The 12686-nt window shown below is 63.7% G+C and carries 11 protein-coding genes and 3 tRNA genes; 8 read left to right on the top strand and 6 right to left on the bottom strand.

The window, feature by feature from the left end; translation table 11 throughout:
* Window positions 1-338 precede the first annotated feature (338 nt).
* Both C7450_RS16560 and C7450_RS16555 read left to right on the top strand, forming a co-directional pair.
* Window positions 339-899: a nitroreductase family protein gene (locus C7450_RS16560; protein ID WP_110375535.1), complete on the top strand. Its 561-nt coding sequence runs from the start codon at window positions 339-341 to the stop codon at window positions 897-899.
* Between the two features lie 320 nt (window positions 900-1219).
* On the top strand, window positions 1220-2410 hold the full coding sequence (locus C7450_RS16555; RefSeq protein WP_110375534.1) for a DUF2336 domain-containing protein: 1191 nt from the start codon (window positions 1220-1222) through the stop codon (window positions 2408-2410).
* A 103-nt stretch (window positions 2411-2513) separates the two neighbouring features.
* On the opposite strand, the gene C7450_RS16550 is transcribed toward C7450_RS16555, so the two are convergent.
* Window positions 2514-3287 (bottom strand): NAD kinase, encoded by a 774-nt coding sequence (locus tag C7450_RS16550; RefSeq protein ID WP_110375533.1) that lies wholly within the window; start codon window positions 3285-3287, stop codon window positions 2514-2516.
* Window positions 3288-3514: 227 nt separating this feature from the next.
* Here C7450_RS16550 and C7450_RS16545 point away from each other — a divergent pair, with 227 nt between their 5' ends.
* Window positions 3515-3826, top strand: a complete 312-nt coding sequence (locus C7450_RS16545) for a hypothetical protein (protein ID WP_110375532.1) — start codon at window positions 3515-3517, stop codon at window positions 3824-3826.
* A gap of 153 nt (window positions 3827-3979) precedes the next feature.
* On the opposite strand, the gene C7450_RS16540 is transcribed toward C7450_RS16545, so the two are convergent.
* The 3 genes from C7450_RS16540 to C7450_RS16530 all read right to left on the bottom strand — a co-directional run bounded on the left by C7450_RS16540 (window position 3980) and on the right by C7450_RS16530 (window position 6828).
* The gene (locus C7450_RS16540; RefSeq protein WP_110375531.1) at window positions 3980-4957 is read right to left on the bottom strand and encodes a YihY/virulence factor BrkB family protein; all 978 of its coding nucleotides are present in this window, start codon (window positions 4955-4957) and stop codon (window positions 3980-3982) included.
* A 52-nt stretch (window positions 4958-5009) separates the two neighbouring features.
* Complete coding sequence (locus C7450_RS16535; RefSeq protein WP_110375530.1) at window positions 5010-6452, bottom strand: hypothetical protein; 1443 nt, start codon at window positions 6450-6452, stop codon at window positions 5010-5012.
* A 300-nt stretch (window positions 6453-6752) separates the two neighbouring features.
* A tRNA-Thr gene (locus C7450_RS16530) sits at window positions 6753-6828 on the bottom strand.
* A 364-nt stretch (window positions 6829-7192) separates the two neighbouring features.
* Here C7450_RS16530 and C7450_RS16525 point away from each other — a divergent pair.
* Together C7450_RS16525 and C7450_RS33575 are read left to right on the top strand one after the other, a co-directional pair.
* Window positions 7193-7549, top strand: coding sequence for a hypothetical protein (locus C7450_RS16525; protein WP_110375529.1), 357 nt, complete (start codon window positions 7193-7195; stop codon window positions 7547-7549).
* A gap of 256 nt (window positions 7550-7805) precedes the next feature.
* A complete protein-coding gene (locus C7450_RS33575; RefSeq protein WP_146227358.1) occupies window positions 7806-8357 on the top strand; it encodes a hypothetical protein in 552 nt (183 codons plus the stop codon).
* Between the two features lie 370 nt (window positions 8358-8727).
* On the opposite strand, the gene C7450_RS16520 is transcribed toward C7450_RS33575, so the two are convergent.
* Both C7450_RS16520 and rlmB read right to left on the bottom strand, forming a co-directional pair.
* Window positions 8728-10410 carry an MFS transporter gene (locus C7450_RS16520; RefSeq protein ID WP_210206463.1) on the bottom strand — a complete coding sequence of 561 codons (1683 nt, stop codon included), beginning with the start codon at window positions 10408-10410 and terminating at the stop codon, window positions 8728-8730.
* Window positions 10411-11047: 637 nt separating this feature from the next.
* The gene (gene rlmB / locus C7450_RS16515; protein WP_110375527.1) at window positions 11048-11887 is read right to left on the bottom strand and encodes a 23S rRNA (guanosine(2251)-2'-O)-methyltransferase RlmB; all 840 of its coding nucleotides are present in this window, start codon (window positions 11885-11887) and stop codon (window positions 11048-11050) included.
* A 242-nt stretch (window positions 11888-12129) separates the two neighbouring features.
* On the opposite strand from rlmB, the gene C7450_RS16510 reads away from it, so the two are divergent.
* The 3 genes from C7450_RS16510 to C7450_RS35020 form a co-directional block, all read left to right on the top strand.
* Window positions 12130-12214: transfer RNA gene (locus C7450_RS16510), tRNA-Tyr, on the top strand.
* A 20-nt stretch (window positions 12215-12234) separates the two neighbouring features.
* Window positions 12235-12308: transfer RNA gene (locus C7450_RS16505), tRNA-Gly, on the top strand.
* Window positions 12309-12588: 280 nt separating this feature from the next.
* Window positions 12589-12686: GTP-binding protein (locus tag C7450_RS35020; RefSeq protein ID WP_342588523.1), on the top strand; the 98-nt coding region annotated here is incomplete at its 3' end.

The following is a 12686-nucleotide window of genomic DNA, read 5'->3' as shown; positions in this document are numbered from 1 at the left end:
CTGTGTGGCTATTCGATGCTGGCGGGCCCGGCTGGGGGCCGCTTTCGGCATGGTGAGCGGGGAACACCATGAGCCTTGTCGCCGATCTCGTTTGCGCGGCTCTTGCAAACGACATACATGCGGGCGCTCAGCTCGGCGCTGCGCGTGCTATACCGGCAATTAAGACCAACGATCGACAACGCGCGCGCGGCTTGACCATAGCACCGACCAGGGAGGGGCAACCTCCACACCACAAAGGCTTGTCCCAGTCGCAATGCAGGCATGCGCTGGCCGCTCGACGATTCGAGCACAACAAACCCAATGTCAACTCTTAAACACAGGAATCAGGCGTAATTCTGATGCTCGACCTTCTCCAATCCCGCCGATCCGTCCCGCCCCGTCTTCTCCAGGCCCCAGGCCCCTCGCCGGACGAACTCTCCCTATTGCTGCGGATCGCTTCCCGGGTTCCCGACCACGGCAAGCTCGCGCCGTGGCGTTTCATCGTGTTTCAGGGGGAAGCCCGGCTCAAGGCAGGCGAGGCCATCGCGGCGGTCTATGCCGAAGACAATCCCGATGCGGACGCCAAGCGGCTGTCGGCGGAGCGCGAGCGTCTCGCCGCCGCGCCGCTGGTCATCGGCGTGGTGTCGCGCGCCGCACCCCATGTGAAGATCCCGGAATGGGAGCAGGTTCTGTCGGCGGGCGCGGTCGCCATGAACCTGACGGTGGCCGCCAATGCCATGGGCTACGGGTCGGCATGGCTGACCGAATGGTACGCCTATGATCGGCGCGTGCTGGACAAATTGGGCGTTGCAGCGGACGAGCGCATCGCCGGCTTCGTCCATATCGGTACGCCGCTCGAGCGCCAGCCGGATCGCCCGCGTCCTGACCTTGCCGAGATTGTCACGCATTACCAGCGATGACGAAACCGCGTTGTCCTGCGGCGGGGCTCACCCGGCCAGGGACGTAGCGTCGAGCGCAAGAAGAAGCGCTGGCCGGTCGCCCCATTCCATGGATAGTCATGGTGGGGAAGCTGCGCCAAATCTCGGGATGGCTTCCTCTCCACGACCCGCCGTGAAAAGACGGCGGCCGTTCTCGCGGATTTTCTCGTGGATTTTCTCGTGGATTGTTGTGCGACGACGGCGCCGATACTCGATTATTAACATATCATTTACCACGATCACCCCACTGTCCGCATATGAGGCTGCTGGGTGCCGTCGCGTGAGTCGGTGTCGAGGTTGGTATGATTATTCGTCGGTATCTCGTGTGGGCAACCACGGCGACCGCCTCCCAGCGGGCCGCGGCCGCTGACGTCCTCGTCCGCGCTTATCACCAGTCGCCTCTGACCGACGCCGATCGCGTCGACATCGACAGAGCTTTGATCGGGTTGGCCTCGGACGAATCTCCGATGGTGCGGAACGCCTTGGCCGTTGCCTTCGCAAAGGCAGGCGCTGCGCCGGCGCAGGTGCTCGATGCGTTGCTCGCCAGGGAGGATGAGGCGGCCGTTGCCCTCATCGCCCGCGGCGCCGGCGTGAATGCCGCCCAGCTCGTCGATTGTGTGGCATTGGGCGACGATGCCACGCGCGCGGCGATCGCCGCGCGGGAGGGGGTTTCGGCGCCGGTCGCCGCCGCTCTCGCGGAGATCGCTTCGGTCGATGTGCTGCTCGTGCTGCTGGCCAACCGGACGGCGCTGATATCCCCGAGTGCCTTCCTGCGGATGCTGGACCGCCATGGTCATAGCGTTGCCCTGCAGTCGGCGATGCTGAACCGGCGTGATCTGCCGCCCTTCATGCGTCAGGCTCTGGTGTCCTTCCTCTGTCAGCGGCTTGCGGATTTCACGGTCGATCGCGGGTGGCTAACGCCGGCCCGGGCGGGGGGCCTGCAGGTGGAGGCGGCCGACATGGCCACCATGGCGCTCGTCGCCGAGGCGAGCGAGGATGCGCTCGGGCGATTGGTGGAGCATCTCATTGCCAGCGGCGAATTGACCGTAGGCCTCTTGTTGCGCTCTCTCCTCTGCGCCGACCCGCGGCTCCTGACCGTTTCGCTCGCAGCGCTGACCGGCCTGCCGCGCCGGGATGTCGAGGTCACGCTCAAAACCGCGGACCGCGCCGCATTTGCCGCAGTGTATCGGCAAGCGGGCCTGCCCGGCGGGTTGCTCGCGGCCTTCCGTGCGGCGCTCGATGCCGTTGACGCCTTGCCGCCCGAGGCGGCGGGGCGCAAGGACGGGCGCCTCTCGCTGGCGATGGTGCGGCGTGTCATCACGGCCTGTGAGGAGATGTCCCCCGCGGAGGCCGGACCGCTGCTGGCGCTGCTGGAGCGTTTTGTGGAAGAGGCCGAGGCCTTTCAGGACGATAGGCTTTCGCGGCCCGCCCCGGCGGCGTCGCCGGACACCACGCCAGTGCCCGCCGTCGCCCGACAGGCGCTGGCCGCCTGATCCCGCGCAAAGCCTGTCGAACCCTGGCGTGCCGGACACCGCGTTCCTGCACGGCGGGCCTGCCGGAAGCGGCCGTTTTCATCGCTGGCGGCTGAAGCTGCCCTCAGTAGCCGAACTGCTCGCTGAGAATGCGCTCGTCCAGGCTATGGCCGGGATCATGCAGCATGACGAGATCGACGCTGCGGTCCATCACGACGTCGACATGGCTGACGGAACGAAACTCCGTATGGTCGGCGACAGCGCTGACCGGCCGCTTGTCGCTTTCCAGCACGTCGATGGCGATCCGGGCATAATCCGGCAGCAGTGCGCCGCGCCAGCGTCTCGGGCGGAAAGCCGACAGCGGCGTCAGCGCCAGAAGCGGCGTGTTGAGCGGCAGAATGGGGCCGTTGGCGGAGAAGTTGTAGGCGGTGGATCCTGCCGGGGTCGCGACCAGGATTCCATCCGCCACCAGTTCGTCGAGACGCACCTTGCCGTCGACGGTGATCCGCAGTTTGGCGATCTGATGGGTCTGCCGCAGCATATGGACGTCGTTGATGGCGCGCGCCTGATGGCGCTGACCATCCATGCATTCGACGATCATCAGGAGCGGATGGGTCACGCTGCGATGGGCGGCTTCCAGGCGCTCGACCAGGCCGTCTTCGGAGAACTCGTTCATCAGGAAGCCGACGGAGCCGCGGTTCATCCCGTATATGGGCCTCGCCGTTCCCATGAAGCGATGCAGGGTCTGCAGCATGAGCCCGTCGCCGCCCAGCGCCACGACCACGTCGGCCGTCTCGGCTGGAACGCCGCCATAACGGGCTTCGAGGCGCTCGCGCGCGTCAAGCGCTTCGGGCGTGTCGCTCGAAACGAAGGCGATGGACGAAAAGCGGCGCGCCATGAACGACCACGGTTTGAGCTGCCGATGCCCTTCGTCGCAGGTCCCCAGTGGAAGCCCTGGGGCTCGCGACGAATCCCGACCATCAGCAGACATAGCACGCCCCGGCGCGCAGGGAATTATTCGCGTGGCAAAAACCGCCGGTTCCGTGCCGGGATTGGCGAACCCACATTAAAGCCCCATATCTTCGCTAAAGTTCGACAAGGTCATCAGAGGGAACCGTAGAGTCGATGCAGGGTTACGACCGATTCAGGGCTGGGAGCATCCAGTTCACGCGTTTGAAGAGGTGGCAGGTCTGGTTGGCCGTTGCCGTCGCGGCGACACTCATCCTGACGCTCGCTGTCGTGGCCGCAAGCGCCTTTCTCATCATCTTTCCAATCGTCCTTGTCGCGGGCTTCCTCTACCGGCTCGCGGTAAGGTTCGGCTTGGTCGGCCGTGGCCGGGCGACGCGTAAGGCCGAGCCGGACATTATTGATGGCGAATATATGATCATCACCGATGACCTCCGGGAGCGGCTCCCGCCCCACGACGACCGGCGTTGACAGCCCAGCTCCGCCCGCGATTGCTCGCCGTTCGATCAAAACCGACTTAATTCGATCGAAATCGACTTAAACGGACTTATCTGATATCGCCCAAGCCGATGAATTTTCTCGTCTATTTCTATGCGGAGCAAGTCCGCAGCAGACGGACTTGCTCTACGGCGCGCGGGTCTTCGTCTCAACCAGATCATAATCACGGTCGTGGCGCAGGGTGTTGATCTCCGCCCCGATGAGCAGTGCCAGTGCGGTGAGCCATAGCCACAACAGCAGCACGACGACCGCCCCCAGCGAGCCATAGGTCGCGTCATAGGTTGCGATGCGTGTGACGTAAGCCGAGAACAGCGCCGACCCGATGAGCCAGAGCGCCGTGGCGAGCACGGAACCGATGATGGTGGACGTCCAGCGGACATGATGGCAGGGGGCCGCATAGTAAATGATGGTGAAGCCGAGCATCGTGAAGACGGCCAGAAAGGGCCAGCGGATCAGCAGCAGGGGGGTGCGGATATCGTCAGCTACGGGAAGAAAGGCGAGCACCGCCGGCACGGCGGCGATCGCGAGGATCGACACGACGCCGAAGATCATCCCGCCCAGGGTCAGCGCCAGGGCCACGACCTGCTGATGCACGATGCCGCGTGCCTCCTTGCGGTCATAGGCAATGTTGAGGCCGGTCATCAGCGAGCTCATCCCCGTGCGCGCGCTGAACAGGGCGATTGCAAGACCGATGACGAGGCCCGTGTTGAGGCGCGAGGTGTTTTTTTCAACGACGCCGTGGAGCGCGCCGAGGAGGATCTGGATCGCTTCGGCGGGCAGTAATGCGGACAGGGAGAGGATTTGCGCCTCGACCGTCTTGGGGTCGGCCACCAATCCGAACAGCGACACGAAGACGCCCAGCGCGGGAAAGATCGCCAACATGGCATAGAAGGCGACGCCGGCGGCCACGAGGCTGAGATTGTCGCGCGATATGCGATCGACCAGCCGCCAGATCATGGACCAGATCGACGGGCGTGGCCGGAGCCCGGTCTCCTCGATCACGCGACGGCTCGCTTCCCCGCGTTCCCGCAGCCCGTTCAGTGCGGAGACCGCCATCGCGGTCCACAGGCGCTTCGGCGCCCTGTCCGGATCGAACACGTGCATACCCCTTTCCCCGACGCCTGCCACATGTTGCAGCCCGTGCGGGGCGAACGTGTCAAGCGCGGAGTGGTTCCGCTGGAACCAGAGGCGGATCCGGCAGGCTGGGCAGAGCGCCCGCACGCCGGCTCACCCTCTCCGCCAGCCAGTCGCTGGCCAAGATCAGCGTGGCGATGAACACAGCGCCGATGGTCCAGTAGACATAACGGAACTCGCTCGCCACGCCGACGACGACGAGGGGCAGCGCATAGAGAAGCCCCGACAGCGCAAAGTAGCCGGCCTGACGCGACATGGCCTGACACGACATTGCTTGACACGACTTGGCCAAACACGACTTGGTCTGACACGACTTGAGGTGTCGGCGCCCACGCAGGCCGGCCACGACACAGGTCGCCATGGCGAAGGCCACCCATAAGCCGGGCCGCCAGAGGTCTGCGATGATCGGTGCGCCGCTGAATGCCGAGACGGTCTGCGCGATCGCCCGGTAGCCGCCATTGGCCGTGAAACCGTAGGTCCTGGATATCGGTTCGGGTTGTGGAAAGGAAGCTGGCAAAGGCCGAAGCAACATGCGTGCATAGGCGAAGCGGTGGCTGATATAGGCGCGAGGATGGCTGGCGATGGCGGTGAGCCAGGGGTCCCGCAGGCCATGTTGCCAATGACCGGACGCAACGAGGCGCTCCCTGACGAAGGCACAGCGCCCCCAGGAGAGACTGTCCCATGCCCAGGGTTCGTAGCAGTCATTGATGATCCGATGCTGCTCGTCGCCGCTCCAAGATCCAGGCAGGCCATTCGAGCCTGTCCGCGCCGCTACTCCGACGATGTCGAAGGCCATCAGCGAATTGGCAACGCCAGTCTGCCGCGCATCGAGCGCATGGCGATTGAGGAGCCAGCTGGCCAGCGACGTGGCGGCGACGGTCGCCAGGATGATCACACCCAGCCGAAGTATTTCTGCTCCTGCGACCCGGGCGCCGGACGCCTTTGCATAAGTCGCCTGCGCATGAGACGCCTTCGCATGAGACGCCTGCGCGCCGGACGTCTGAAGTGGTGCGCGCCGCACAGCCAGCAGGAGCAGGGGCGCCGCCGCCAGCATGGCATTGTGCCGTGCGAGGGCGCCGGTCAGCAGCAGGAGGAGCGCAGGCGTGATCAGAACAGCCCGCCGGATGCCTGTCCGAGAGGCCGATGCTGCAAGCAGCCCGCTCGCGGACAGGAAGCAGGAAAAGACGAGGGAGTCCTTCCAGAGCATCGCCGGGATCGTCACCAGCATTGGGGAGAAGGCGGCCAAGAGGGTGAGATAACCGAGGCTTGGCCGGGATCGCGCAAACCGGACGGCCAGCAGCCAGAATCCGGACCAGTAGAGCCCGAGAATAAGGGCGAACAGGCCGACGGTACCGGCGCTCAGGCGATCCAAATAATGCCAGATGAGGGCCATGATGGGCGGATGCCAATCGGAGAAGGCGAACCGCTGCGCCTGTTCAAACTGATCGACTGAATCGCTCGTCATCAGGCCAGGATAGAAGGACCAATATGTTCCCGCGAAGCCCGCAATAGTCAGAAATGTTATTGCGATTTCTTGAAATCGATATGATATATTTATGCGGAAGGCCATCACTATACCGAAATAAGCTTAATATGTAATCAATAGGTAGCTGGTCATTGCGCCGGGGGGAATTTGTTTTTTCTGATCCAAAGTGCTGCAGATGAAGATATTCTGTGAACGTCCCGCGCCGCGGCTTATCCGCATCGATCTGCGCTCGCCCGGGAGGTCGTCATTGCTGGCGCGGTTGATGGGGAAGAAGAATTATGGTGCCGGTTGAGGGATTCGAACCCCCGACCCCCTGATTACAAATCAGGTGCTCTACCAGCTGAGCTAAACCGGCCGGCGCCTTGCGCATCGGTGTCTCGGCTACCAGTCTTTGCGGCAATTCGCAAGAGCTTCGCGGCGGGATCTGGGACGCGTGGCACGGCGAGCGGGCGACGTCTGCGCGGCTTTGCACATGCGCCCGGCGCTCCCTGCCATTCCTTGCCGTTCCCTGCCGTCCCCGCCAGGCACCGCAGACCACACGACCGGCTTTGCGACCATCCCTGCGGGCGGCGCGATCCGACGGGGATCAAGCCTTGCCAAGGCCGCGCTTGCGGCCATGTTAGGCCACAATGCTCGATCACTTTTTCCGTGATGGAATAGCGGCGAGCCTGCCCCCGGATCGAGCCGGGGCATTCGCCGGGTGTATCGAGGAAGAGATCATGATCCGTTCCGTTTCGTTCAACGGCCTTTCCCGGAAAGTGGCTGTGGCCGGCCTCGCCGGCCTGACGCTCGTGGGCGGGCTCGCGGCTGGTGCGGGGGAAGCGTCGGCGGGCTGGTATGGCCGCCATGGCTATTATCGCCACGGCGGCGGCGATGGCGCTGCTGTGGCCGCCGGAATCATTGGTGGCCTGGCGCTCGGTGCCCTCGCCGCCGGTGCGGCAAGCGCGTCGGCCTCTCCGCCGCCCGCATGGGGCTATGACGCCTATGATGACGGTCCTGCCTGTTACGTCGCCCCGCGCCGCGTCTGGGTCGAAGGCTGGGGGTGGAGCGTGCGCCGGGTTACGGTCTGCGACTGACCGCGGATCGTCTCAGGAGAAAGGCCTCGCCCATGCGGGGCCTTTTTTTGTGCCCGTGACGTCGAATCGCGCGGCTTCGCGCCTGATCGCGTCAGGGCGCTTCGGGCGGCCCCGACCCCGTCCCTGGCCTCATGGAACGGGCCGTGCCTCCTTGCGTTTATAGAGAAGGGACATTGACTATATTGAGTATAAGGAAGCGTCATGGCGGTAGATGCGCTTCAAGTCCTCTAGGGCAGCCTGGGCGGGGAGAACGTTCATGCGACATTTCAGGCCTATCAAGACGCTACTGTGCAGCGCATGCGCGATGATCGGGGCGACGTTCGTGGTCGCGAGTGTGCCCACTGCTGCCGAGGCGCAATGGAGGGGCGGGGGCGCGCATTGGGGCGGCGGGCGGCCCGCCTGGGGAGGTGGCCGGCCCGGGTGGGGAGGTGGGCCGCGTTTCGCGCCCGGCGTCAGGCCGGGATGGGGCAGCGGCGGATGGAACCGCCCGGGTTGGGGTTATAGACCGGGCTGGAATGCGGGATGGCGGCCCGGATGGAATGGCGGCTGGTATGCGCGCCCCGGATGGCGGGCTGGCTGGTACGGACCGGGATGGGGAGGCGGCTGGTACGGCGGTCCCTATTACGGTTATGGCTACGGCTATGACGGCTGGGGGGCGGGCGCTGCCCTGGCGACGGGGGCTATTCTCGGCGCGGGCGTCGCGGCGGCGGCGTCCCAGGCGAACCAGGGCTACTGCTTCCGCGCCCCACGTCGCGTGATCATCAACGGCGTTTGGCGCACGCGGACTGTCACGGTCTGCCGGAGGTAGAGCAAACCCGGTATTGGATTGAATTCGCGATGGCGTTCATCCAGGCCCGCGGGCTCGCACGCCCCTTGTGAAGCGGATCGCGACCGCAGCAGACGGACTTGTGCGAGCGCCGGGGTACGGTTGACGACGAGCGTGCGCGGTTTGGCGAAAAGACGTCGCATAAAAAAAGACCCCGCCGTGAGGCGGGGTTTTATGAGGGTCTCGATAAACGCATCGTTTCCTGGTCTGACAACACCGGAGCGGTGACCAAGTTCCCCGAGGCTCCCCCGAAATTGCAGCAATTATTTGTTCCTGGCGGGCATTTGTCCTGATGGCGGGCAATTTCCCCTGCGAGCAGGCCTGATGAACCTCCCGCCACCCGTCGGTCCGCCTATTTCTCTCCTTCATAGGTGAAGATATCGCGATCCTTGGTTTCGGGCATCAGCAGCAGGCCGACCACAAAGGTCATGAGGGCGACGATGATCGGATACCAAAGGCCGGAGTAGATGTTGCCAGTCGCCGCGACAATGGCGAAAGCCGTGGGAGGCAGAAAGCCGCCGAACCAGCCGTTGCCGATGTGATACGGCAGGGACATGCCGGAGTAGCGGATGCGCGTGGGGAACAGTTCCACCAGAAGCGCAGCGATGGGCCCGTAGACCATGGTGACGAAGATCACCAGGACCGTGAGGATGAGCGTCATCATCCCTATGCTGATCTTGGCCGGATCCGCCGCTGCGGGATAGCCATGCGAGCGGATGGCGTCGGTCGCCGTTTTCGTGAAAGCCGCCGTCTTTGCGGCTGCCTCAGCACCTGCAGACCTGGCGTCGAAGGATTCGATGACCTGGTTGCCGATACGGATCTTGGCGACGGTGCCGGCCGGCGCAGCCTCGTTCGCGTAGTTCACCGCGTTGCGTGCCAGGAACGACTTGGCGATGTCGCAGGAGGTCGTGAAGCTCGACGTGCCGACGGGATTGAACTGGAAGGAGCATTCAGCCGGGTCGGCAATGACCGTCACAGGGGCCTTTTCCTGGGCGGCGATCAGATCCGGATTGCCGTATTTCCCAAGTGCCGCAAACAACGGGAAATAGGATATGGCCGCAATCAGGCAGCCTGCGAGAATGATGGGCTTGCGGCCAATTTTGTCAGACAGCCAGCCGAAGACGATGAAGAAGGGCGTGCCGATGAGGAGCGCCAGCGCAATCAGGATGTTTGCTGTCGTCCCGTCGATCTTCAGGGTCTGTGTGAGGAAGAACAGGGCGTAGAACTGGCCCGTGTACCAGACGACGGCCTGGCCCGCCGTGCCGCCGAAAAGCGCGATGAGGGCGATCTTGGCATTCTTCCACTTACCGAAGGCCTCCGTGAGCGGCGCCTTCGAACCGGTGCCTTCCTCCTTCATCTTGACGAAGGCCGGGGACTCCTGGAGTTGGAGGCGGATCCAGATCGACACGCCGAGCAGCAGGATCGACACCAGGAAGGGGACGCGCCAGCCCCAGTCATTGAACGCTTCCGTCGACATCGACAATCGCAGGACGAGGATGACGATGAGCGACAGGAACAGGCCGACTGTCGCGGTGGTCTGGATCCAGGATGTGTAGAAGCCGCGGCGGTTCTGCGGCGCGTGCTCGGCCACATAGGTCGCCGCGCCGCCATACTCACCGCCGAGCGCCAGGCCCTGCAGGAGACGGCAGGCGACGAAGGCGATGGGCGCGAGGATGCCGATGGCGGCATAACTTGGCAGGAGGCCGACCACGAAGGTGGAGATGCCCATCACGGTCATGGTGACGAGAAAGGTATATTTGCGGCCGATGAGATCGCCGAGCCGGCCGAAGAACAGGGCACCGAAGGGGCGCACCGCAAAGCCAGCCGCAAAGCCCAGCAGCGTAAAAATAAATCCGGCGGTCGGGTTGACGCCGGAGAAGAAGTTCATCGAAATATTGGCGGCGAGGGAACCTGCAAGATAAAAATCATACCATTCAAAGACTGTCCCGAGCGAGGACGCAACGATAACCTTGCGCTCTTCGCGAGTCATCGGGCGCTTACGCTCTTTTAGGGAATCCGCTGTTGCGACGCTCATTGACGCCTCCTTACATGTTTCCTCATTTATTGCATCCCGTTCCAGGCGGCACCGGTCAGGGTTATTTGTGAACATTGCAACTGACCAGGGAATCACGCCCGATTGCACGTCCAATACGGGAACGTTACGGCGGGAAGTGGTATTGTGTCGCTCGTCAATTCGTCGTCATTCGAAAGTTGAATGGCCGGGATCGCGGCCTGCCGGCCGGCGGACAGCCGGGACATGGCAGGTCTCAACCGGTTCTATGGGGTGCAACGCGAATGGATTTTTTATTGATTAGCGCGGTACGAATATATCATCCATTGTAAATTCAATATTATTTCAATATAATTTCAGTTTAGAGAAAGTATTATTTTTTTGTCCTGTTTTCATAAACAATAGAATTTAATAGTTCGCAGAGATTGACGTTCCTGACGGCTGGATTCGTCTCCGATCACGTGAATATAAGTCGCGGGAGGGCCTTGCGCAGACCGTGCGGGTTGCGTCGACCTGCTTGCTGCGATCGCGGGTTCTGACCGCTGACTGCCAGGAGCTCGCGTCTATCGCCGCCGTTGATCGGTCGGCGGTAAAATCTCGTCGCCGTGAGCATCCAGGCGAGAATATCGGGCCTCCGTGGGGCGTCAACCGGAGGATGGCATCACTTCAGAGCCGCGAGGGCGCGCGAGGTGGCGTAGAGGGCGACCGCGGCGGCGTTCGACACATTCAGGCTCTTGATGCTGCCCGGCATGTCGAGCCGGGCCAGAACGCTGCAGCGTTCGCGGGTGAGCTGGCGCAGGCCCTTGCCTTCCGCGCCGAGAACGAGGGCAACCGGGCGGCGCAGGGGGACGGACTCAAGCTCCGTCCCACCAGCGGAGTCGAGCCCGATGCACAGGAAGCCGCGCTCGCGCAGCGTCTGCAGGGCGCCGGCCAGGTTGCGCACGATCGTGAACGGGACATGCTCCAGACCGCCCGAGGCGGATTTGGCCATGACGCCGGTGGCCGAAGGGCTGTGGCGGGCGGTCGTGACGATCGCGTCCACGCCGAAGGCGGCGGCGGTACGGACGATGGCGCCCACGTTATGCGGGTCGGTGATCTGGTCGAGGACGAGAATCAGCGATTGGGCGTTCATCGTCTCGATGGTGGGCGAGGGCAGGGGATCGGCTTCGATATAGAGCCCCTGATGGACCGCATCCGGATCGAGCTTGCGCGCAATCTCGTCCGGGCGCACCAGTTCGGGCGAGATGCGCGGCACGCCCAATTCCTCCGTGAGGCGTCGCAGCGCGTTCTCGGTCACAAGCAGACGGCGGATCACCCGTCTTGGGTTGGCGAGCGCCTCGGCGACGGGATGCCAGCCATAGAGAACGACGCCGTCCTCGATCTCCGCCGCGCGTCGCGCGCGCCAGTCCGGTCGCGAGGGGGGGCGATTCGATCTGCCTGGGCCCGATCGAGGGCCAGGGCCGGATTTGCCGTGGCGCGGCCGTCGCTGATCATCACTCATCGTTACTGCTCGTTTCAACAGATATGGGCACTGTTCGGCCGGGCTTTGCAGGCAAGGCATTCCCACGGAATGCGCCCGCCCGGTTCAGGATCGGGCAGGTTTGACACAGGGGATTGTGGCGCGCCAGCCCGGTTTTGCAGTTGACACTCGCAACCGCCTCCTCTTAAGAACGCGCCACTGCTCCTGCGTCGCAGGTGAGCGGGAGATGACCGGCCGCCGCGGCCGGTCATGCTGGATGGGCCGGAGGGGTGCCCGAGTGGTTAAAGGGGACGGACTGTAAATCCGTTGGCTACGCCTACGTTGGTTCGAATCCAACCCCCTCCACCATCCAAGCCTGACGTGCGTTAGCGGGTGTAGCTCAATGGTAGAGCAACAGCCTTCCAAGCTGATGACGAGGGTTCGATTCCCTTCACCCGCTCCACGGACCGCCTCGAAGAACCTGCTCGAAGATCGTTCGTTGATGGTTTTGCGCAGGGCGCTGCCGGGCCGCGCGACGGGCGGGGATGTTACGTGCGTTTGTCGGGGCCGGTCGCAGGGGCCTATTGTCGGAGGTGTCGCCGCGGGCAATTGCCCATAATCGGCACTTATTGCGCCGCTGGCACTTGCGCAACCGCGTGAAACCCCCTAGACGATCGCCCAATTTCGAGGGATCGGCAGCCCCGGTCCTCTATCAGAGTGGCAATGCCCAGGGTTTGTGACTGATGGCCAAAGAGAAGTTTGAGCGGACGAAGCCGCACTGCAACATCGGGACGATTGGTCACGTTGACCACGGCAAGACGTCGTTGACGGCGGCGATCAC

This window comes from Chelatococcus asaccharovorans (assembly GCF_003201475.1).
GTDB lineage: Bacteria > Pseudomonadota > Alphaproteobacteria > Rhizobiales > Beijerinckiaceae > Chelatococcus > Chelatococcus asaccharovorans.
The sequence above is the reverse complement of the archived record's forward strand: the minus strand, read 5'-3'. Positions and strand labels throughout refer to the sequence as shown.

Excerpts from the sequence above, each read along its gene's own strand:
- C7450_RS33575 (WP_146227358.1), top strand. The coding sequence starts at position 7,806 with ATGCGACATTTCAGGCCTATCAAGACGCTACTGTGCAGCGCATGCGCG.
- rlmB (WP_110375527.1), bottom strand. The coding sequence starts at position 11,887 with ATGAGTGATGATCAGCGACGGCCGCGCCACGGCAAATCCGGCCCTGGC.
- C7450_RS16555 (WP_110375534.1), top strand. The coding sequence starts at position 1,220 with ATGATTATTCGTCGGTATCTCGTGTGGGCAACCACGGCGACCGCCTCC.
- C7450_RS16535 (WP_110375530.1), bottom strand. The coding sequence starts at position 6,452 with ATGACGAGCGATTCAGTCGATCAGTTTGAACAGGCGCAGCGGTTCGCC.
- C7450_RS16560 (WP_110375535.1), top strand. The coding sequence starts at position 339 with ATGCTCGACCTTCTCCAATCCCGCCGATCCGTCCCGCCCCGTCTTCTC.
- C7450_RS16525 (WP_110375529.1), top strand. The coding sequence starts at position 7,193 with ATGATCCGTTCCGTTTCGTTCAACGGCCTTTCCCGGAAAGTGGCTGTG.
- C7450_RS16520 (WP_210206463.1), bottom strand. The coding sequence starts at position 10,410 with ATGAGCGTCGCAACAGCGGATTCCCTAAAAGAGCGTAAGCGCCCGATG.
- C7450_RS16540 (WP_110375531.1), bottom strand. The coding sequence starts at position 4,957 with ATGCACGTGTTCGATCCGGACAGGGCGCCGAAGCGCCTGTGGACCGCG.
- C7450_RS16545 (WP_110375532.1), top strand. The coding sequence starts at position 3,515 with ATGCAGGGTTACGACCGATTCAGGGCTGGGAGCATCCAGTTCACGCGT.
- C7450_RS16550 (WP_110375533.1), bottom strand. The coding sequence starts at position 3,287 with ATGGCGCGCCGCTTTTCGTCCATCGCCTTCGTTTCGAGCGACACGCCC.